The sequence below is a fragment of the Gammaproteobacteria bacterium genome (assembly GCA_037388465.1).
Lineage (GTDB): Bacteria > Pseudomonadota > Gammaproteobacteria > SpSt-1174 > SpSt-1174 > JARRKE01.
The window spans coordinates 42,201-61,093 of sequence record JARRKE010000014.1; the positions used below are offsets into that span (position 1 = coordinate 42,201).

18 protein-coding genes are annotated in these 18,893 nt (G+C 63.8%); 6 read left to right on the forward strand and 12 right to left on the reverse strand.

Going from position 1 to position 18,893, the window contains the following annotated elements:
• Positions 1-43: 43 nt before the first annotated feature.
• Genes P8Y64_04780 through P8Y64_04790 form a run of 3 tightly spaced genes read right to left on the reverse strand, consistent with a single transcriptional unit; the run spans position 44 to position 5,953 of the window.
• The gene (locus P8Y64_04780; GenBank protein MEJ2059784.1) at positions 44-3,331 is read right to left on the reverse strand and encodes an efflux RND transporter permease subunit; all 3,288 of its coding nucleotides are present in this window, start codon (positions 3,329-3,331) and stop codon (positions 44-46) included.
• A complete protein-coding gene (locus P8Y64_04785) occupies positions 3,328-4,527 on the reverse strand; it encodes an efflux RND transporter periplasmic adaptor subunit (GenBank protein ID MEJ2059785.1) in 1,200 nt (399 codons plus the stop codon). The genes P8Y64_04780 and P8Y64_04785 overlap by 4 nt, the downstream gene beginning before the upstream one ends.
• 37 nt (positions 4,528-4,564) lie before the next feature.
• Entirely contained in the window at positions 4,565-5,953 is a 1,389-nt protein-coding gene (locus P8Y64_04790; protein MEJ2059786.1) for a TolC family protein, read from the reverse strand.
• 282 nt (positions 5,954-6,235) lie between these two features.
• On the opposite strand from P8Y64_04790, the gene P8Y64_04795 reads away from it, so the two are divergent.
• The 3 genes from P8Y64_04795 to P8Y64_04805 all read left to right on the forward strand — a co-directional run bounded on the left by P8Y64_04795 (position 6,236) and on the right by P8Y64_04805 (position 9,030).
• Positions 6,236-6,736, forward strand: a complete 501-nt coding sequence (locus P8Y64_04795; protein MEJ2059787.1) for a DUF4124 domain-containing protein — start codon at positions 6,236-6,238, stop codon at positions 6,734-6,736.
• A gap of 15 nt (positions 6,737-6,751) precedes the next feature.
• Positions 6,752-7,096, forward strand: a complete 345-nt coding sequence (locus P8Y64_04800) for a phenylpyruvate tautomerase MIF-related protein (protein MEJ2059788.1) — start codon at positions 6,752-6,754, stop codon at positions 7,094-7,096.
• A gap of 215 nt (positions 7,097-7,311) precedes the next feature.
• Positions 7,312-9,030, forward strand: coding sequence for a proline--tRNA ligase (locus P8Y64_04805; protein ID MEJ2059789.1), 1,719 nt, complete (start codon positions 7,312-7,314; stop codon positions 9,028-9,030).
• A 43-nt stretch (positions 9,031-9,073) separates the two neighbouring features.
• Here the strand turns inward: P8Y64_04805 and P8Y64_04810 are convergent, their stop codons facing one another.
• The 5 genes from P8Y64_04810 to P8Y64_04830 all read right to left on the reverse strand — a co-directional run bounded on the left by P8Y64_04810 (position 9,074) and on the right by P8Y64_04830 (position 13,544).
• Complete coding sequence (locus P8Y64_04810; protein ID MEJ2059790.1) at positions 9,074-10,864, reverse strand: GspE/PulE family protein; 1,791 nt, start codon at positions 10,862-10,864, stop codon at positions 9,074-9,076.
• On the reverse strand, positions 10,864-11,160 hold the full coding sequence (locus P8Y64_04815) for an acylphosphatase (GenBank protein ID MEJ2059791.1): 297 nt from the start codon (positions 11,158-11,160) through the stop codon (positions 10,864-10,866). Before P8Y64_04815 ends, P8Y64_04810 begins: the two co-directional genes overlap by 1 nt.
• Entirely contained in the window at positions 11,157-12,431 is a 1,275-nt protein-coding gene (locus tag P8Y64_04820; GenBank protein MEJ2059792.1) for a YihY family inner membrane protein, read from the reverse strand. The genes P8Y64_04815 and P8Y64_04820 overlap by 4 nt, the downstream gene beginning before the upstream one ends.
• Entirely contained in the window at positions 12,428-13,156 is a 729-nt protein-coding gene (locus P8Y64_04825) for a LysM peptidoglycan-binding domain-containing protein (protein ID MEJ2059793.1), read from the reverse strand. The genes P8Y64_04820 and P8Y64_04825 overlap by 4 nt, the downstream gene beginning before the upstream one ends.
• A gap of 94 nt (positions 13,157-13,250) precedes the next feature.
• Complete coding sequence (locus P8Y64_04830; protein MEJ2059794.1) at positions 13,251-13,544, reverse strand: DUF4398 domain-containing protein; 294 nt, start codon at positions 13,542-13,544, stop codon at positions 13,251-13,253.
• A 129-nt stretch (positions 13,545-13,673) separates the two neighbouring features.
• On the opposite strand from P8Y64_04830, the gene arsC reads away from it, so the two are divergent.
• The 3 genes from arsC to P8Y64_04845 are packed head-to-tail and all read left to right on the forward strand — an operon-like array spanning position 13,674 to position 14,982.
• On the forward strand, positions 13,674-14,030 hold the full coding sequence (arsC, locus tag P8Y64_04835) for an arsenate reductase (glutaredoxin) (GenBank protein ID MEJ2059795.1): 357 nt from the start codon (positions 13,674-13,676) through the stop codon (positions 14,028-14,030).
• Positions 14,031-14,032: 2 nt separating this feature from the next.
• The gene (gene wrbA / locus P8Y64_04840) at positions 14,033-14,623 is read left to right on the forward strand and encodes an NAD(P)H:quinone oxidoreductase (protein MEJ2059796.1); all 591 of its coding nucleotides are present in this window, start codon (positions 14,033-14,035) and stop codon (positions 14,621-14,623) included.
• Entirely contained in the window at positions 14,623-14,982 is a 360-nt protein-coding gene (locus P8Y64_04845) for a DUF2069 domain-containing protein (GenBank protein MEJ2059797.1), read from the forward strand. The genes wrbA and P8Y64_04845 overlap by 1 nt, the downstream gene beginning before the upstream one ends.
• Before the next feature lie 391 nt (positions 14,983-15,373).
• On the opposite strand, the gene hda is transcribed toward P8Y64_04845, so the two are convergent.
• Genes hda through P8Y64_04865 form a run of 4 tightly spaced genes read right to left on the reverse strand, consistent with a single transcriptional unit; the run spans position 15,374 to position 18,871 of the window.
• A complete protein-coding gene (hda, locus tag P8Y64_04850) occupies positions 15,374-16,072 on the reverse strand; it encodes a DnaA regulatory inactivator Hda (protein MEJ2059798.1) in 699 nt (232 codons plus the stop codon).
• Positions 16,072-17,151 carry an AI-2E family transporter gene (locus P8Y64_04855; protein ID MEJ2059799.1) on the reverse strand — a complete coding sequence of 360 codons (1,080 nt, stop codon included), beginning with the start codon at positions 17,149-17,151 and terminating at the stop codon, positions 16,072-16,074. Before P8Y64_04855 ends, hda begins: the two co-directional genes overlap by 1 nt.
• Positions 17,148-17,699 carry a CDP-alcohol phosphatidyltransferase family protein gene (locus tag P8Y64_04860; protein ID MEJ2059800.1) on the reverse strand — a complete coding sequence of 184 codons (552 nt, stop codon included), beginning with the start codon at positions 17,697-17,699 and terminating at the stop codon, positions 17,148-17,150. The genes P8Y64_04855 and P8Y64_04860 overlap by 4 nt, the downstream gene beginning before the upstream one ends.
• The gene (locus P8Y64_04865; protein MEJ2059801.1) at positions 17,699-18,871 is read right to left on the reverse strand and encodes a DUF2066 domain-containing protein; all 1,173 of its coding nucleotides are present in this window, start codon (positions 18,869-18,871) and stop codon (positions 17,699-17,701) included. Before P8Y64_04865 ends, P8Y64_04860 begins: the two co-directional genes overlap by 1 nt.
• Positions 18,872-18,893: the final 22 nt, after the last annotated feature.

Genomic DNA, 18,893 nt, shown 5'->3' on the forward strand with positions numbered 1-18,893 from the left:
GACGGCCGGACCCCGCCTCACGACGGCGCCCGGTGTTGCCTGCTCAGCCCCGTTCCAGCAGGGCGCGCTGCCACAGATAGTACAGCAGCGGGATCACCACCAGCGTCAGCAGGGTCGAGGCGAATGTGCCGAAGATCAGCGACACCGCCAGCCCACCGAACACCGGGTCGCCGACCATGACCGCCGAGCCGAACATGATAGCCAGGGCGGTCAGCAGGATCGGGCGGAAACGCACCGCCCCGGCCTCGATCACCGACTCCTTGAGGTCATAACCCTGCCTGCGGTAATCGAGGATGAAGTCGATCAACAGCAGGGAGTTGCGCACCACGATCCCCGCCAGGGCGATAAACCCGATCATCGACGTGGCGTTGAACGGCATATTGAACAGCCAGTGTCCCGGGAAGATACCGACCAGGGTCAGCGGAATGGCGCCCATCACGATCACCGGCAGCATGAAGGACTGGTAATAGGCCACCAGCAGCAGGTAGATGAACACCAGCGCCACGATAAAGGCCGCACCCAGGTCGCGGAACACGTCCAGCGTCAGACGCATATCGCCGCCCCACAGCACCTGGTAGTGGGTGATGTCTTTCGGCTGCGCATCCTTGAAGCCCAGATTCGCCGTGGTGACATGCACCCCGTTGGGCAGGGTCTGGTTGTCCAGCATCTTGTTCAGGGCCAGCACCGCGTAGACCGGGCTCTGGTTGAGCATGTCGCCGGTTACGTACACCACCGGATGCTGGTCGCGATCCATGATCGGCTTGGCCTGATTGGAGGGAATGACCCGGATGATGCTGCCGAGCGGCACCTCCTTGCCCTGCGCATTGGTGATGGTCAGGTCACGGATCTGCTGAATCCAGGCCCGATCCTTGCGCGCCAGACGCACGACGATGTCCACCGGCTCGGGGGCCCGCGCGGTGTGCAGGGTGCCGATCTTGGTCCCCACCACGTAGTCGTGAATAATCTTCGCGACCTGGGCGGGCGCCACGCCGGACAGGATCGCCTTTTGCTGATTCACCTGAATCAGGTACTGGGGCACCGTCGCGGTCACGGAATCGTCGATGTTGATCATCCCGTAGACCTTTTCGAAATCCTGGCGGATCAGCGCTGCTGTCTCGCGCAGCTTGTCATAGTCGGGCCCGTAGATCTCGGCCAGCACCTGCGACTGCACCGGCGGTCCCGGCGGGGTCTGGAACAGCTTGATGCGCGCCGTGGGGAACTCGGCCATCACCGGCTTGAGACTGTCGTACACCGCCGTGGCGACGTTATTGGTCTTGGGCCGATCGTGGCGGCTGACCAGGTTCACCCGGATCTGCGCCAGGTTGCTGCCCTGGCGGATGTTGTCGCCGCGCACCATGCCCGCAAAGGTCAGTGGTCCGGTGATGCCTACGAAGGTCTGATAGTCGGTGATGTACGGATTCCTGGACAGCACCTTGCCCACGGCGTCGGCGACGCGCGCGGTTTCGTTCAGCGCCGTGCCGGCCGGGGTGTCGACCTCGACCAGGAAGGTGTTGACGTTACCCATGGGGAGCATCTGCAGCGGCACGCCGAGCAGACTCACCGGACCGTTCACGCCGCCGGGGCGGATGAACTGCCAGGCCGGCTGCACCATGGACAGCAGCAGCAACCCGACCACCACACCGAAGAAGATGTTGCGTTTCTTGGCATCGCCCAGCAACGGCGTGATGACCTTCACGTAGCTGCGGTGCAGGATATCCTTCGGCTCGGCGTCCTTTTCTTCAAGCGTCGGCGTGGCCTGCGCCTCGTGCAGCATCGCCTTGCTCTTCAGCCAGCGATAGGCCGTCCACGGCACCACGATATAGGCCAGCACCAGCGACGCGATCATGGCCACCGGCACATTGATCGGAATCGGGCGCATGAACGGCCCCATCATGCCGGTCACGAAGGCCATGGGAACGAAGGCCAGGATCACCGCGATGGTGGCGATATTGGTGGGATTGCCGATTTCGTTGGTCGCCGTGATCAGCAGGCTGCGGAAATCGGTGGTCCGGCTGTGATGCAGATGGCGATGGATGTTCTCGATCACCACGATCGCCGCATCGACCAAAAGCCCCAGCGACAGAATCAACGCGAACAGCGAGATCCGGTTGATCGTCTGACCGATGATCCACCCCACGCCCAGCACCACGAACAGGGTCAGAGGCACCGTGAGGGTGACGATGACCGCCTCGCGCCAGCCCAGGAAGAACAGCAGAATGAACATGACCACCGCGATGGCCACCACCAGGTGTTCCATCAGGGTGTTCACCGCATCGTCGGCACGCACCCCATAGTTGCGTGTTACGGTCACATTTACGCCTTCAGGCACCACCTCGCGCTCGAGGCGCTTCAGCTTGCCCAGCACCTCGTCGGCGACCACCACGGCATTGGTGCCGGCACGCTTGCCGATGGCCAGGGTCACCGCAGGCACCTGGTCACCCACGCGCTTGCCCTCCTTCGCCATGGCATGGCCGAAGGCAAAGGTCGAGAAACTGTCCTGATGAGCGGGACCTTCCTCGATGTGTGCGACGTTTTTCAGGTAAACGGGCCGTCCCTGCGGCGCCCCGATCACGATATTGCCCAGTTCCTCGACGTTACCGAACGCCGCGGTGACCCGCAGCGGCACCTCGCGGTTGGAATGGACCAGTTTGCCGGCGGGCAACACGACATTGGAGCCCTCCAGCATCTTGGTGACCTGATCCAGGCTGATGCCCACCGCCGCCAGCTTCTGCGGGTCGATCCAGACATTGACCGCCTTGGGCTGGCCGCCGATCACCTTGCTGTCGCCGACGTTGGGGATGTTGCGCAGCTGGGCCAGCATGCGTTCGGCGATCTCGCGCAAGGCCACGTTGCCGACCTGATGCGAGGACAGCGTCAGGGTCACGATCGGCACATCGGTGATGCCGATGCTCTTGACGATGGGCTGCATGGTGCCGGGCGGCAGCCGGTCCATGTTGCGCATGATCTGGTTGTAGAGGGTGACCAGGCTTTTCTCCTCGTCCGCCCCCACCTCGAACTGCACCGTGACCACGCCCATGTCGTTCAAGGCGTAGCCGAAGGTGTGCTTCACGCCCTTCAGGCTGGCCATCAAAGCCTCGAGCGGCTTGACCACCTGATTGCGGACCTCCAGCGGGCTGCTGCCCGGCCGCACGACGATAATCTGCGCCGCCGGCACCACGATCTCGGGGTTGTACAGGCGGGGCGTGACGGAAATGGCGAGCAGACCCCAGAGGGTCAGCGCCAGCATGATCAATGCGGTGATCTTGGACTCGATAAAAGCGCGGGCGAGCTTACCCGCGCTGTTGAGCTTTTGATCTTCGCCGGCACTCATGCGTTGCCTCCGTTGTTGTCATTCTTTTTTTCCGGGGACTGATCCTGCGGTTCGGCCGGCGGCGTCTGATCCTCGCCGGCGGGCGCCTGTTCCTGCGGCACGGTCTCGGTCTTGACCGGCGTGCCGTTATCGAGCGGCGACGCGGACTTCAGCACCACCTGTTCGCCGGGCTGCAGGCCGGACAGTATCACCACGCCCTGCGGCAGCTGCTCGCCGAGACGCACCATGCGGAAGTAGCTGCGGTTGTCCTTGTCGACCACGAATACGCCCTGGATGCCGGCGCGCACGTGAATCGCGGACGCGGGCACGGTCACGCCCGACTCTTCGCCGACCTGCACATGCACGCGGGCGAATCCGCCGCTCGCCACCTGGGCGTTTTCGGGCAGGCCGATCTTGACCAGGTGCGTATGGGTCACCGGATCGGCGGCGGTCACCATGCGCTCAACCGAACCCTCGATGCGCTGGATCTGCATATCGGGGCCATCGACCTCCACATCGAGCTTCTGGCCCAGCCACATGTGCTGGAAGACCTGACCATCCACCTGGACCTGAACCTGCAGGTGCTTGGGATTTTCCAGGGTCAACAGCGGGTGGCCCGGGGCGGCCAGCGTGCCGTCCTGCACCATCTTGCTCACCACGATACCGCTGAACGGCGCCCGGACCTCGGCATACTTGAGCTGCGACTGGGCCGTCTTCAACGCGGACATGGCCACCTCGTACTGGCTCTTGGCCACCTGATAACCGGTCTGGACCTTTTCGAACTCCTGTTTCGGAATCGCCTTCTGCTCGTACAGGTCCTTGAAGCGCCGATAGTTCGACTCGGCCTCGTCCAGGGCGGCCTTGGCCTGCGCAACCTGGGCGCGCGCCTGATTGATGCCGCCCTTGATGTCGGTGGGATCGATGTTCAGCAACACCTGGCCGGCCTCGACCGCCTGGCCTTCATGCACCTTCAGATCGCGCACGTAGCCCATCAGCCGGGAGGAAATCTGGACCTGGTCGGCCGGTACCACCGTGCCGGGCAACGAGGCGTAGATCGGCAGTTTCTGCGCATCGAGCGTCATGAGCTGGACCGCAACCGCCGGCCGGCCGGCCTCGGTCGCCTCCTTGTCGGACCCGCCGCAGGCGCTGAGCAGAACGGCGGTCATGGCGAATACAGCCACCGTCAGATATCGGATGGGGGAAATCTTGATGCTCATGGATTGTTACTCCTGGAGTTCTTTTCCTTGATAGGGGTCACTGGGCGAACAGCTTCAGGTCGAGCGAGCCCATCGCCATCTGCAGGCCGGCGCGCTGCATGATCTGCTGATAGTGGGCGGCGATCAGGTCGGCCCGCGCCTTGTCGAGCTGCGCCTGGGCCGACAGCAGGTTCGTCAGCGTGGAAATGCCTTTTTCGTAACGCAGGCGTTCGAGGCGCTCGGCCTCTTCGGCCTGCTCGACCGCCAGGGACTTCACCTGCACGCGTTCATCCGCCAGTTGCGCGTCACGCCAGGCCTTGTCCACCTGCAGCGTCAGCTTGTTCCGCATTTCGTGGAGCCTGGCCTCGGCTTGGATGCGCCGGGCCTGAGCCTGGTCGTAAGCGCCGCCGCGGCTGCCGAGGTCCAGCAGCTTCCAGGACAGCACCCCGGCCACCGTGTTGGACTGGTTATGGAAACCGCCGCCCAGCGTTTCCTGGTTCCACTCGCGGCTGAGCTGCATATTGAAGTGCGGCATGTAATCGGCGCGCGCGACCGTCACCCCGGCCTGCGCGGCCCGCAACTGCGCCTGAAGCGCGGCAATGCCGGGGTTGTTGGTCAGTGCCGTTTTGATCACGCCGTCCAGCGACCCCTGGGGCATGGGCGGCGGCATCACCGCTTCGACCGAAATGGGCCGATCCGACGACAGGCCGGTGAGGATGCGCAGCTGGGTCAGGGTGTTGCCCAGTTGGATCTGCGCCTGACGCGCCTTGAGCTGGGTATCGCCCAGGTTGAGTTGCGCGGTCAGTTGCTCGCTCTTGGACACGACCCCGCGATTGAACAGGTTGTTGGTGGTCTTGACGTAGGATTGCGCCGCCTGTTCCGCCTTCTGGGATACGCCCACGAAGGCCTGCGCGGCACGCACCCCCTCGTAGGCCTTGAGCACCTCGAGGATGACCTGCTGGTGCGCCATTTCGTCTCCCTTGCGGGCGGCGCGCACATAGGCCTCGGCCTGCTGCACGTAGCCCAGGATCTTGCCGCCGTTGAAGATCGGCACGTCCAGCTGCAGCTTGGTCTGGTAGTTACGGTAATACCCCGGGTAGTTGAGATTGTCCGGGGCGACGAACAGGCTGGCCGGGCCGGTGAACTGCCCCGCCCCGAAATCGTTGAAGGTGGCCTGACGCTGGTTCAGCTTCATGCCGAAAACGTTCAGGGCATTGTCGCTCCCCATCCCGGCCTCGGACAGGGTCAGGCTCGGCAGGCCGTGGCCGCGGGCCTCCTTGAGGCCGCCACGTGCCTCCGTCAGCTTGGCGCGCGCCAACATCATCTCCGGTGTCTGCTGCAGGGCCATCTGAACGGCCTCGGTAAATCCCAGCTGGCGTGCGGCCGGCTCCGCAAAGGCTGCCGGCATGGCCAACCCCAGCAGCAAAGGGGTTAACCCGGCCCGCATCAGTGGCCAAAATCGTCTACACATGGGTCGCATCAGCTCTTTTCCCGATTTTTTGAGTTATTCGAAGCAACTCTCAAAACCATGCCGCCGGTCTGACGGCCGGAAACATGGTTGAGTGAACAGGTTGGTATATTAGTAATTTCTTATATTCTTTTTTGCAACCCCTGGCGGGTGACAAATATCAAAATAAGCATAGACGATGCCTGTTGCCGCTGACCGATACACGGCGCGTGTCACCTACGTTAAACTAGGTGCGGTTTCACCTCTGTGTCAGGAGTCGGAATGCCCAACACGCTACGCATTGCCCGCCTGGGGCTACTCGGTCTCACGCTGGTCGCCACGCCCGCGCTGGCCGTCGTGTTCAAATGGATAGACGCCAACGGCAACGTCCACTACAGCCAGCAGCCGCCCGAGCACGTCAAGAACTATCAGGAGCTTGACATCAACATCGCGCCCGGCGCCGCGACCACGACCCGGGCTGCGCCCGGCGATACCGGCAATGCCGGCGAAGGCACAGACCAGAACGCTGATAAGACCAAGTCCAAGGAAGGCGGTAAACCCGCCCAGAATCAGCCAAGCGCGGAGCAGGCCGCCGCCCAGAAAAAGGCGGAGGCCGATCAGAAAAAGCGCAACTGCGAAATCGCCCAGCAGAACCTCAAGGCCCTGCAGGGCGGCCGCCGCGTGATGATGCGTGACGGCGACCAGCAGCGCTACGTATCCGACGCGGAACGCAGCGACATGGTCAAGAAGGCCCAGGAAGACATCCAGAAATACTGCAACTAAGGCAACGACACGGTCATGCCCCTGATTTCCATCGAAAGCAATGTGCTGCAAAGCGATGCCGACTACAGCGAACTGCTCGACGAACTCTCGGCCCACGTCGCCCAGGCGCTGGGCAAACCCGAGTCCTACGTCATGGTGCGCCTGGTACCGAACGAACGCATGCTGTTCGCCGGCAGCCCGGAACCGCTGGCCTTCGTGGAGCTCAAGAGCATCGGCCTGCCCGAATCGGCCACGGCCGGGCTGTCCAAGGGTCTCAGCGAGCTGATCGAGACCCGGCTGGGCGTGCCGGCCGACCGCACCTATATCGAATTCGCCGATGCTCCCCGTCGCTACTGGGGCTGGAACGGCTCAACCTTCTAGCAGACCTTTGTTGTCTACGCATACGGCACGATAGGGCGTCAAAATCAGGCTCAAAATGCTCATTTACACTCAAGTAAACTGCGCTTCCTCGCCCGATTTTTCCTTCTCTCGTACTCGCCTGAGCGACAACAACGGCCTGCTATTGCACTAGAACCCTAAACCGACCGCACCGGGCCGGCGGCGCCCCCGCCTGCCCGTCTCACGGAAACCAACCCATGCTCGTATCCCGCTACCCCCTTGCCACGCTCAAAGAAACCCCGGCCGACGCCGAGATCGTCAGCCATCAGCTCATGTTGCGTGCCGGTCTGATCCGCCGCCTGGCCTCCGGCCTGTATACCTGGATGCCCTACGGGCTGCGGGTGCTGCGCAAGGTGGAACGCATCGTGCGCGAGGAGATGGACCGCGCCGGGGCGCTTGAGGTACTGATGCCCTCGGTACAGCCTGCCGAGCTGTGGCAGGAATCCGGCCGCTGGGATCAGTACGGACCCGAACTGCTGCGCCTCAAGGACCGCCACGACCGCGAGTTCTGCTATGGCCCGACGCACGAGGAGATCATCACCGATCTGGCCCGGCGCGAGCTCAAGAGCTACAAGCAGCTGCCGGTGAACTTCTACCAGATACAGACCAAGTTCCGCGACGAGATCCGCCCGCGTTTCGGGGTCATGCGAGCCCGCGAATTCCTGATGAAGGATGCCTATTCCTTTCATCTCGACGAGGCCTCACTGAACGAAACCTACCAGGTGATGTACGAGACCTACACCCGGATCTTCACTCGCCTGGGTCTCGATTTCCGCGCCGTGCATGCGGATACCGGCAGCATCGGCGGCAGTCTTTCCCATGAATTCCACGTCCTCGCCGCTTCAGGCGAGGACGCCATCGCCTTCTCGGACAGCGGCGGCTATGCGGCCAACGTCGAGCTCGCCGAAGCCGTGGCGCCGCAGCACGCCCAGCCCGAAGCCGGCGAAGAACTGCGTCTGGTCGATACCCCCGACGCCCGCACCATCGATGATCTGGTCACCCGGTTCGACGTGCCCGTCGAACGCACGGTGAAAACCCTGATCGTGCATGCCGCCGAAGAGAGCGACGCGGACCTGGTCGCCCTGCTGGTGCGCGGCGATCACGAGCTTAACGCCATCAAGGCGGAAAAACTGCCCGAGGTTGCCGCGCCGTTGTGTTTCGCCAGCGAGGCGGAGATTCGTACCGCGATCGGCGCGGGACCGGGCTCGCTCGGTCCGGTCAACCTGCCCATTCCCTGCATCGTGGACCGCAGCGTCGCGGGGCTGGCCGACTTTACGGCCGGCGCCAACACCGACGGCAAGCATTACTTCGGCATCAACTGGGGGCGCGACGTGGCGCTGCCGCAGGTGGCCGACCTGCGCAACGTGGTGGCCGGCGATCCCAGCCCCGATGGCAACGGCACGCTATCCATCGTGCGCGGCATTGAGGTGGGACACATCTTCCAGCTCGGCCGCAAGTACAGCGAGACCCTGCAGGCCAGCGTCCTGGACGAGGAGGGCAAGCCGGTGATCACCACCATGGGCTGCTACGGCATCGGCGTCTCGCGCGTGGTGGCGGCCGCCATCGAGCAGAATCACGACGAGCAGGGCATCATCTGGCCCGCAGCCATCGCCCCCTTCCAGGTCGTGCTCGTCCCGATCAACATGCACAAGTCGCAGCGCCTGCGCGAGGCCGTCATGCAACTGCACGACACCCTGCTGGATGCCGGCATCGAAGTGCTGCTGGACGACCGTGACGCGCGGCCCGGCGTCATGTTCGCCGACATGGAACTGATCGGCATTCCGCATCGGGTGGTGCTCGGGGAACGCGGCCTGGACGCCGGTGAGGTGGAATACAAGGGCCGCCGCGACACGGACAGCATGCAGGTCCCGATGGCGGAACTGATCGGCTTTTTGAAAGACCGGCTGAAGAACTGAAGCCGCGCGCATCGGCAAGCGGCGCCCGCTTCAGAGACGGGCGCTAGTGCTGGTGTTCCAGTGCGGCGACCTTCATCACCTCGCTGATGGTGGTCAGGCCGGCCGCCACCTTCTGGGCGCCGTTGATGCGCAGCGGCTTCATGCCGTCCTTGAGACAGATGCGGCCCAGTTCGTCGAGATCGGTATCCGGTTTGATATGAGCCCGGATCGTCTTGCTGACCGGCAACAGCTCGTAGACCGCCACCCGCCCCATGTAACCCGTCTGCCGGCATTCCAGACATCCGACCGGTTCGTAGGCCGTCTTGGGCGGCGCCACCTTCCACGGATTGACCAGCTCCTGCCAGGCCGCGACATCCACTTCGCCGGGACGCTTGCAGTGCGGGCACAGGGTGCGCACCAGACGCTGTGCCAGCACGCCCAACAGGGTGGCATTGAGCAGATAGGGCGGCACGCCCAGATCCAGCATGCGGGTGATGGCGGAAGGCGCGTCGTTGGTGTGCAGGGTGGAAAACACCAGATGGCCGGTCAACGCGGCCTGGATGCTCATTTCGGCGGTCTCCAGGTCGCGGATCTCGCCGACCATGATGATGTCCGGATCCTGGCGCAGCAGGGTGCGCATGCCGCTGGCGAAATCCAGGCCGATGTTGTGCTGCACCTGCATCTGATTGAAGCTCGCATCGAGCAGCTCGATCGGATCCTCCACCGTGCACACGTTGACCTCAGGGCGGGCCAGCTCCTTGAGCGTCGAATACAGGGTCGTGGTCTTGCCCGAGCCGGTCGGCCCCGTCACCAGCAGAATCCCGTTCGGCTCATGGATAAGCGAGCGCCAGGTTTCGACGTCGGCGTTGCTGAATCCCAGGGCATGCGGATCCTTGACCAGCACCTCGGGATCGAAAATACGCATCACCAGCTTTTCGCCGAAGGCGGTCGGCATGGTCGAGAGTCGCAGCTCCACCTCGCGCCCGTCCGGCGAACGGGTCTTGATGCGGCCGTCCTGGGGCCGGCGTTTTTCGGCCACGTCCATGCGCCCGAGGATCTTGATACGGCTGGTCACCGCGGCCATGACGGCGCTGGGGATCTGATAGACCTGATGCAGCACACCGTCGATACGAAAGCGGACGTTGGCATGTTCGCGGCGCGGTTCCAGATGAATATCGCTGGCGCGCTGATCGAAGGCGTACTGCAGCAGCCAGTCGACGATACTGACCACGTGCTGGTCGTTGGCGTCCAGCTGGCCGCGCCGGCCCAGCTCCATGAGCTGCTCGAGGTTCTGGATACCGGCGCCGGGCGCGCCCCTGCTGTCCTCCTGGGTGGCGCCGATGACGGAGCGCGACAGGGTGTAGAACTCCAGCAGATAGCGCTTGATGTCCTCGGGATTGGCGATCACCCGTTTGATCTGCTTGCCGAGCAACTGCGACAGCTCCTCGACCCACTCGCCCTGATAGGGCGTGGTGCAGGCGATCGTCACGCTCTCGTCTTCCACCTTGACGGCCAGAATGTTGAAACGCGCCGCATAGGCATAGGACATGACGCCGGTGATGGCGCGCACGTCCAGGCGCAGCGGATCGATGCGCAGATACGGCAGATCGCTGCGTTCGGCCAGCCACTGACTCAGGAATTCCAGCGACAGGGTGGTTTTCGGATCGCGCAGATTCGGCCAGCCGCGTTCCGCAACCACCGACAGGGGGTGTTTCTCCCGGCGTTCCTGCGGCAGCACCACGCGCTTCAGCATGGCCGCCTTTTCGTTCTCCAGCATCCCGTCGCCGACCAGGTCGTCGAGGACCTCGTCGAGCCCGAGGTGTTTGCCATTCGCCAGGGTGGAAGGTTGCAACATCAGATTAGTGTCCTTTTGATCTCGAAGTCCGAGGTCGCGATCGACGCGGTTTCCTCGGGATGCGCTACACGAGTCTGCACAAGATCCACCACGGCGTGAGGCGGTCCCTGCGCCAGCCAGCGTTCGAAGGCCTCGAGCTGAGGCTCGGCGCCGCAGGCCACTGCCTCCACATCGCCATCGGGCAGGTTGCGCACCCAGCCGGAGAGACCGAGCGCCTGCCCCTGCGCCTGAGCGGAGGCGCGATAAAACACGCCCTGCACCCGACCCGAAACCCGATACCGCCGGCAGTCGCTCATGAAGATTCAGGCTCTTCGTCGGCAGAGGAGGCAGGCGTCGGCTGTTCGGGGAGATACATGTCCGCCAAACGGACGTCGAGGGCGCGGGAAAGTTCATCCGAGATGCTATCCAGACGCTCCGCCAGACGCCGGTTCCAGACATCGCGCTCCCGCCAGGGACCGTGCAGCGTCGGCAGCATAAACCCGCCATGCTCGTAGAGTTCGTGCAGGCTGACCGCATGCAGGTCGCGGCTCAATACCCACCTGCCCGCCTGGGAACGAATGACGTACTGTAGCAATTGCAGCCGTTCGAGGACCCGGCGCGTCGCATCCTGGGTTAGCTGAGGCTCGCGCGTCGACAACTGGGAAACCGCAAGCGCTTCGCCTTTTTGCTGCGCCTCCCACAACAATCCCACCACCCGGTAGGCATCGACCAGGGTCATGGCCGACTCGCTGCGCTGAATGTGATGGGACAGGCAATCATGGCTCAGGCAGAACACAACCTGTGCGCCCAGCAGGATAATCGCCCAGGAGATGTAAACCCATAACAAAAAGATCGGGATGGCGGAAAATGCGCCGTAGATCGCTTCGTAGCCGGGGAAATGCGTTACATAAAGCACGAATCCCTTTTTGGCGAGTTCGAACAGGACCGCTGCCAGCACACCCCCGACCAGGGCATGCTTGAACTGGACCCGTGCCCGTGGCACCGCCAGATACAACATGGTGAATGCAGCGGTCTCCAGCAAACCGGGCAGAATGCGAATCAGCATGGTGTTCAGCCAGCCCGGGCTGTAACTGCTGAAATAGCCATGCGACAGGGTGGTGAGGTAGGAGGTGATCACGAACCCGCCGCCGATCAGGAACGGGCCCAGGGTCAGAATCGCCCAGTAGACCAGGAATCCCGTCAACACGTTGCGATGGCGGGTCGAGCGCCAGATCGTGTTCAAGGCCATATCGATCGTGAACAACGTCATCAAGGCCGTTACCAGCAGCCCGAAAATACCCGGCAGGGTCAGTTTGGAGGCCTTGGAGGTAAATCCCAGCAGATAATCGTGAATCACCTGGCCGGAGGTCGGCATCAGATGTTCAAGCGCCAGGTCGATGATCCGATTGCCGATGCTTTCGAATTCCGGGCGTGTGGATAAAAACAACAGCACCACGGTCACCAGCGGCACGAGCGACAACAGCGCGGTGTACGAGAGGGCCGCGGACATGCGCAGACAACCATCGTCATTGAAGCGCCGCACTACCGCAGTCACGAATTGGAGCAGACGTTTGAAATCCAGCCTCATGTGTCGGAAGCGGTCGGCTCGCCGAGCTTCCAGGCGCCGCGATGCTTGGCGTGATCGACCGCCTTGTCGACCTCGGCCTGAGTCGGGCTCTGGTTGATGGCGAACACCTGACCGGGGTAGATCAGGTCGGGATCATGAATCTTGCCGGCGTTGGCCTTGTAGATCAGCGGCCACTCGTAAGGGTTGCCGTAAGTGGACGGCATCTTGGCGATGTTCCAGAGGTTGTCACCGTGCATCACGGTGTAGCTCATCATCTTCGCCGCGGACATGGCACCGATCTTCATGACCAGATCGTAGGCCTTCTTGCCTTCGCTGTTTGCGTAGGCTTCCTCGGCCTGCTTCAGGAGATCCTGCTGCTCGGCGCTCAGGTTGTTCATTTTCTTGTATTCATCGATCTTGAACTTGGCCTGATTCAGGTAATACTGGTTCACGCCGCCGTCACCCATCTTCTTGGCCTTGTTGGCGAGTTCTTCGGCCTTGGCATAATCGCCTGCGTCATAAGCCTTCTGGGCGTCCTTCAGGAGATTCACGCCGGTGGTCCACTCGAAACCCAGCTTCTTGGCTTCAGCGAGGGATGCCTTGGCGGCGTTGATGGCCTGTTCGGCCGCAGCCTGGCTGCCCGCAGGAGCCGCTTCGGTAGCTTGCTCGCTGGTGGTTGCGCAACCTACTGCCAAGCCCATGGCCAGCATACTCACGGCCAAGAGTTTCAGGAGGGTTGATTTCATAAAATCGCTCCTATTCTTTTCGGGTGGTAATTAGAGTTCGAGAACGGCTGTCGGAAAGCTAACACCCCCTCAAAACCCCTGTCAAGAAATGGAATCAGGGGCTACCGCGGGCACGCAACGCGGCAACGCGCGCTTCTATGTACAGGTCCTTGGCGCGCGCCGCCTGCTCATGCGCGGTGTCGTAATCCTGGATATGCAATGCCTCTTCGGCATGATGCAGCGCCGTTTCGGCCTGTTCGAAAACCGCTGCGGCATGTTGCGGCGCCCCTGCGGCCACGGCGGCCTGGCGCGCCTGACGCGCATCCGACATCTCTTGCACCGGCGCACCGGCACATCCCGCCACGATCAACGTCAGCAGGAACAGGAGTGCTATTTGACGTACGGGCAACTTCTGTTGCACAGGTATGATTAGGGTGGTTCGAGTCAACGCCGCGTCTTTATAATGCATCGGCCGTTCGTATATTTGAAAAAACGCTAGCACCAGGCACACAGAGCGTCAAGGAGAGTATTGAATATCATGAGCGAAAACGAAGTCGTCATCTACCACAATCCGCGCTGCTCCAAGTCGCGGGAAACGCTCAAACTGCTCGAGGAACGCGGCATCCATCCGCATGTCATCGAATATCTCAAGACGCCGCCGAACGCTGAAGAGATCGCTCACCTGCTCGACCTGCTGGGCCTCGACCCCCGCGAACTGATGCGCACCAACGAGGCTGAGTATAAAGAAGCAAGCCTGGACGACCCCGGTCTGACGCGGGAAACCCTGATTCACGCCCTGGTCCAGCGCCCCAAACTCCTGCAGCGCCCGATCGTGGTCGCCCACGGCAAGGCGGCGATCGGCCGTCCCCCCGAAAACGTGCTGGGAATCCTCTGACCATGGCCGATATCCTGGTGCTGTATTACAGCCGCTACGGCGCGACGGCCCGCATGGCCAACCTGATCGCGCGCGGCGTGGAGGAAGTCGACGGCATGCAGGCCCGCCTGCGCACCGTGCCGCCCGTCTCGACCACCTGCGAGGCCGTGGATCCCGAGGTACCGCCGGAAGGCGCACCCTACGCGACCCAGGACGACCTGCGCGACTGCGCCGGCCTGGCGCTGGGCAGCCCCACCCGCTTCGGCAACATGGCCGCCCCGATGAAGTATTTCCTCGACCAGACCAGCGGCCTGTGGCTCTCGGGTGCGCTGTCGGGCAAACCGGCGGCCGTGTTCACCTCCACCTCCACCCTGCACGGCGGCCAGGAGACCACCCTGCTGTCCATGATGCTCCCGCTGCTGCATCACGGCATGCTGATCACCGGCCTGCCGTTCACGGAAAACGCCCTGCTCACCACCCGCAGCGGCGGCACCCCTTACGGCCCCAGCCATACCGCTGGCCCGGACAGCAAGGCACCGGTCAGCGACGAGGAAAAACAGCTCTGCCTGGCGCTGGGGCGGCGCCTGGCGGGCTTTGCCAGGATGCTGGCCTGATGTTGGCATTGACCCGTTGGATGACGCTTGCCGGCGTCGCGGGCGTGACCCTCAGCCTGGCGCTGCAGATCCTGCTGCCGGTCACGGGGCCCCACCTCGGTCTGCGCAGCTTCCTGCTGCTGCTCCTGCTCACCCCGCTGGTCGCGGGGCTGCCGGGACTGGTCGCCGCCAGACCCTATACCCATGCCTGGATCAGCATGGCGGCATTGTTCTATTTCACCATCGGGGTATGGAACGCAGCCGGCAGCGCGTCGCGCCCCTGGGGCATTGCGGAGATCATCGCCAGCCTGCTGCTGTTCATCGGCGCCGTCCTGTTCACCCGGCTCAAGGCCCGCAGCCTGCGCGACAGCGCCCAATGAGGCCTCTCTACACCCCGTCTTTTGGTTTGGCTCTTCACACCTGACGCTTCACCGATTAATCCCCGTTGGCCGCGCCCGGAACGCCCCGCAATGGACTGACCAGGAGCCGTCAGGGCGCGTGACGGATCACGCGCGTCTTTCGTCAGGCCAGGGATGGCCTGTCGAAAGACCTCCGGTCAGACCGCGGGGTGTGAAGGTGATGTGCAGGAATGCACGAATGCCGACGCACCAAGGAGGCAGCGCGTTGGTACAGCGCGGCCGTGGGGCGCCCTTTCTTCCGCCGGGTTCTTTGGGCGAGCAAAGAACCCGGCTCGCGCATTGAGATAAAAGTCTATTAGAAACGCACGCCCATAAATGCGCGAAACAATCCCACTAAGCTAACTAAGAGCGTTCAGAGATCCCCGCCCAACACCTGCTTGATGAAGGGAACGGTCAACCGGCGCTGAGCCGCCAGGCTCGCCGCATCCAGCCGGTCCAGCACCCCCAGCAGCGTACCCAGATCACGCGGATAACGGTGCAGCAGATAGCGTCCCGCCTCGACGGGCAGGGCCAGACCGCGCGCCTGGGCACGCTGGCTCAGGGCCTCCAGCTTGGCCTCGTCGTCCAGGGGATGCAGCTGGAAAACCGCCCCCCACTGCAATCGTGACGCCAGATCGGGCAGGCCGGCACGCAAGTGGACCGGGCTCAGCGCCGCGCTCATCAGCAGCGGCTGCTCGTGCAGACGCAGATCGTTGATGAGATTGAACAGGCCCCGCTCCCACTGCGGATCGCCCAGCACCGCATCCACATCGTCCAGGCAGATCACGCCGCGCCCGAGCATGCCGTCCAGGATGTCCGGTCCATGCACCCCCAGCGTCCGCAGGGGCAGGAATACCGCACCCGGCCCCTCGCCGGCCGCCAGATGGCAGACGGCCTGCAGCAGGTGGCTCTTGCCCGCGCCGGCACCGCCCCATAAAAAGATCTGCAGCTCGCCCCGCCCCAGCCCCAGGGCCTGCAGCGCGCCGACGACCGGCCGGTTGGGCCCCGCGTAATAGGTTTCGAACACCGCGCTGTCGCGCAGGCCGACGTTGAGCGCCAACTGTTCGGCCATCACTCCTCCGACTTCGAGGGCGAGGCGCTGCCGTACAAACCGCTGTGCTTATAGGTCCGGTGCAGGTAACGCAGCAGAACGGCGATCACGGCGGCAACCGGCAGGGCCAGCAGCACGCCGAAGAAACCGAACAACTGGCCGCCGGCCAGGACGGCGAAAATCACCGCCACCGGATGCAGCCCGATGCGATCTCCCACCAGCAGCGGGGTCAGCACGGTGCCCTCCAGGGCCTGCCCGATGCCGAACACCAGCAGCACCTTCCACAGCTCCAGCCATTCCTGGGTCTGCAGGAACATGGCGAGCCCGGCCACCACGATGCCGACGATAAAGCCCATGTAGGGCACGAAACTGACCAGGCCGGCCAGCATGCCGATCAACAGGGCGAACTGCAGGCCTGCCAGCCACAGGCCGATGGAATAAATCGCCCCCAGGGCGAGCATGACCAGGAACTGCCCGCGCAAAAAGGCCGCCAGCACCTCGTCCGACTCCCGTGCCAGGGCGGTGACGATCGGCTCGGCCCGCCGCGGCAGCAACTCGCGCAAGTGAGCCATGAGCCGGTCCCAGTCGCGCAGCAGGTAGAAGGTCACCACCGGGATCAGAAACAGGTTCGCCAGCCAGCTGAACAGCAGCGCCCCGGAGCGCCCCAGCGTATCCAGCGCCACCTTGGCCAGGCTGCCCGCCCCGGCCAGGTGGCTCTGCAACATGGATTTAAGTTCTGTCGGGTCCGGCAGCACCGCCTTGATGCCCAGATGCGACTCCAGCCAGGGCTTGAGCTGTGCGTTCAGCCAGCCGAGCCATTCCGGCATCTTGCGGATCAGATCGAGGAGCTGGGACTCCAACACCGGCACGATCAGCACCAGCAGCGCCAGCACGCCGCCCAGCAGCAGCACGAAGACCACGATGACGGAAGCGGTGCGCGACAGCTTGCGGGCCTCCAGGCGGTCGGCCAGCGGATCGCCGAGATAGGCCAGCAGCGCCCCGGCGATGAACGGCGTCAGGATGGGCGCCAGCAGGTATACCAGCACCGCCCCGACCAGCGCCAGGACGAACCAGAACATCAGACGGCTGTTGTCGATCATGCCCCCTCCTCTTCCTGCGCGGCACGGCGGCTCCATACCCGGACATACTGCACGCCGCTGGCCAGGGTGGTCAGCGCCACGATCCAGATCAGCCCCTGCACCACCGGTTCGATCGCCGGCCAGAACACCCCGGCCAGCACCAGGATGACCAGCAGCACCTGCAGCGCGGTATTGATCTTGCTGATGCGCATCGGCGCCATCTCGAGGCGATGGGTCTTGAAATGGTAAGCGACCGCCCCGCCCATGATCACCACATCACGCAGCACGATCAGCCCCACCAGCCACAACGGCAGCATTTCGCGCCAGCCGAGGGCCAGATAGGTGCCCAGCATGAGCAGTTTGTCCGCCAGCGGGTCGAGGAAGGCGCCGAGCCGCGACCCCCAGTCGAAACGCCGGGCGAGGAAACCGTCCAGGCCGTCGGACAGGCCGGCGACGGCGAACAACACCAGCGCCCGGCCGAAATCCCCCAGAAACAGGAAAGCGACCGTAGGGGGAACGAGAGCCAGACGCAGGAAGGTGATCAGATTCGGTATGTCGCGTGGGCTCACTATTGCAGCATGAAGTGCAGGATGACCGGCTGCATCGGGGCCTGCTGCGCCGCCGGGGCTGCAGGCTGCGTGCCCGGCGCGTTATTCGCCGATGGCGTGGGCGACGGCATCGCTGGCGCGAAGCTCTCGGGAGCGGGAGTCGGCGCCTTCTGCAGGGTGTCCCCGAGCAGCAATACCCGCTCCAGGTCCTTGGGGGTTCCGCGCGACCTGACCAGATAGACCACCTCGTCGGGTTTCACGATAACGGCGCGCACCAGGGTAATCAGGCCGACCTGCTTGAGGTAATCGCGTACCTTCACGTATTGGCTCAGGGTGTCGATACCCTTGACGGAAACCTCCAGGGCAGAGGCCTGGTCCGTCGTCCCGGACGAGGCCATGCGCGCCGCCAGGCGGTCGGACAACTGGTTGATGCCGTCCTGCACCACGGCCTGCAGAGTCGCTCCGCTGTCCTGCCAGTCGTCGGTCCGGCCGTTGATGGACAGATGCCAGCGGCCGACCCAGCCGCCGGCCTGGTTTTGCACCCGCGCGACCAGCACGTCGTCCGCCTTGTAGCGCTGCGAGGCCTTCAGCACGTCGTCGTAGAAACCGCCGGCGATATCCGAATAGGAAACCTGCGCCTTGTCCTGCAGATCCATCAGCGGCAGCAGAATCGGCACACCGCGCGCCTGGGCCGCCTGTTGCGCGGCCTGGGCCGCCGTCGAACTGCTGGAACCGCTCACTATGGACCGCTGCCCCTGGTTTTCGACCCCCAGCCACAGCAGGGTCGCGGGCCGTTCCGCCGGCCAGACCGGCAGGCCCAGGTCGACCAGATCGCGGGTCAGCGCCTTGCCGTCGAAGGTGATGGTCAGGTTGTAGCCCTGCCCGCCGGGCGCTTCCTGATAAACGTACTGCTGCACGTAACGCGTGGCGGTGTCGAGCAGATTGGCCACGTTCGGCTGGGCCGACACCTGACCGTCCCCGGTCATCTTGACCAGCACCTGGGCGAGCGCCTGCTTGAAGGCGTCGAGGCGTTCATCCCGGTCGCGGGTGGCCACCGCGACGCTGTCCTTATAGAGGTTGTTCACCAGCACTGCATGCGCGGGACGGGGCAGCAGCGTCAGTGCGAAACAAAGCCCGGCGAAGACGAGGCCGAGCCGATGGAAAAGGGAAAAACCGCGGGCGTCCTGGATCATGTTCAACACGGGCCGTGAGCTT

What these genes read in the sequence shown, in the direction of transcription:
- P8Y64_04780 (MEJ2059784.1), bottom strand. Translation starts at nt 3,331, where the DNA reads ATGAGTGCCGGCGAAGATCAAAAGCTCAACAGCGCGGGTAAGCTCGCC.
- P8Y64_04785 (MEJ2059785.1), bottom strand. Translation starts at nt 4,527, where the DNA reads ATGAGCATCAAGATTTCCCCCATCCGATATCTGACGGTGGCTGTATTC.
- P8Y64_04790 (MEJ2059786.1), bottom strand. Translation starts at nt 5,953, where the DNA reads ATGCGGGCCGGGTTAACCCCTTTGCTGCTGGGGTTGGCCATGCCGGCA.
- P8Y64_04795 (MEJ2059787.1), top strand. Translation starts at nt 6,236, where the DNA reads ATGCCCAACACGCTACGCATTGCCCGCCTGGGGCTACTCGGTCTCACG.
- P8Y64_04800 (MEJ2059788.1), top strand. Translation starts at nt 6,752, where the DNA reads ATGCCCCTGATTTCCATCGAAAGCAATGTGCTGCAAAGCGATGCCGAC.
- P8Y64_04805 (MEJ2059789.1), top strand. Translation starts at nt 7,312, where the DNA reads ATGCTCGTATCCCGCTACCCCCTTGCCACGCTCAAAGAAACCCCGGCC.
- P8Y64_04810 (MEJ2059790.1), bottom strand. Translation starts at nt 10,864, where the DNA reads ATGTTGCAACCTTCCACCCTGGCGAATGGCAAACACCTCGGGCTCGAC.
- P8Y64_04815 (MEJ2059791.1), bottom strand. Translation starts at nt 11,160, where the DNA reads ATGAGCGACTGCCGGCGGTATCGGGTTTCGGGTCGGGTGCAGGGCGTG.
- P8Y64_04820 (MEJ2059792.1), bottom strand. Translation starts at nt 12,431, where the DNA reads ATGAGGCTGGATTTCAAACGTCTGCTCCAATTCGTGACTGCGGTAGTG.
- P8Y64_04825 (MEJ2059793.1), bottom strand. Translation starts at nt 13,156, where the DNA reads ATGAAATCAACCCTCCTGAAACTCTTGGCCGTGAGTATGCTGGCCATG.
- arsC (MEJ2059795.1), top strand. Translation starts at nt 13,674, where the DNA reads ATGAGCGAAAACGAAGTCGTCATCTACCACAATCCGCGCTGCTCCAAG.
- wrbA (MEJ2059796.1), top strand. Translation starts at nt 14,033, where the DNA reads ATGGCCGATATCCTGGTGCTGTATTACAGCCGCTACGGCGCGACGGCC.
- P8Y64_04845 (MEJ2059797.1), top strand. Translation starts at nt 14,623, where the DNA reads ATGTTGGCATTGACCCGTTGGATGACGCTTGCCGGCGTCGCGGGCGTG.
- hda (MEJ2059798.1), bottom strand. Translation starts at nt 16,072, where the DNA reads ATGGCCGAACAGTTGGCGCTCAACGTCGGCCTGCGCGACAGCGCGGTG.
- P8Y64_04855 (MEJ2059799.1), bottom strand. Translation starts at nt 17,151, where the DNA reads ATGATCGACAACAGCCGTCTGATGTTCTGGTTCGTCCTGGCGCTGGTC.
- P8Y64_04865 (MEJ2059801.1), bottom strand. Translation starts at nt 18,871, where the DNA reads ATGATCCAGGACGCCCGCGGTTTTTCCCTTTTCCATCGGCTCGGCCTC.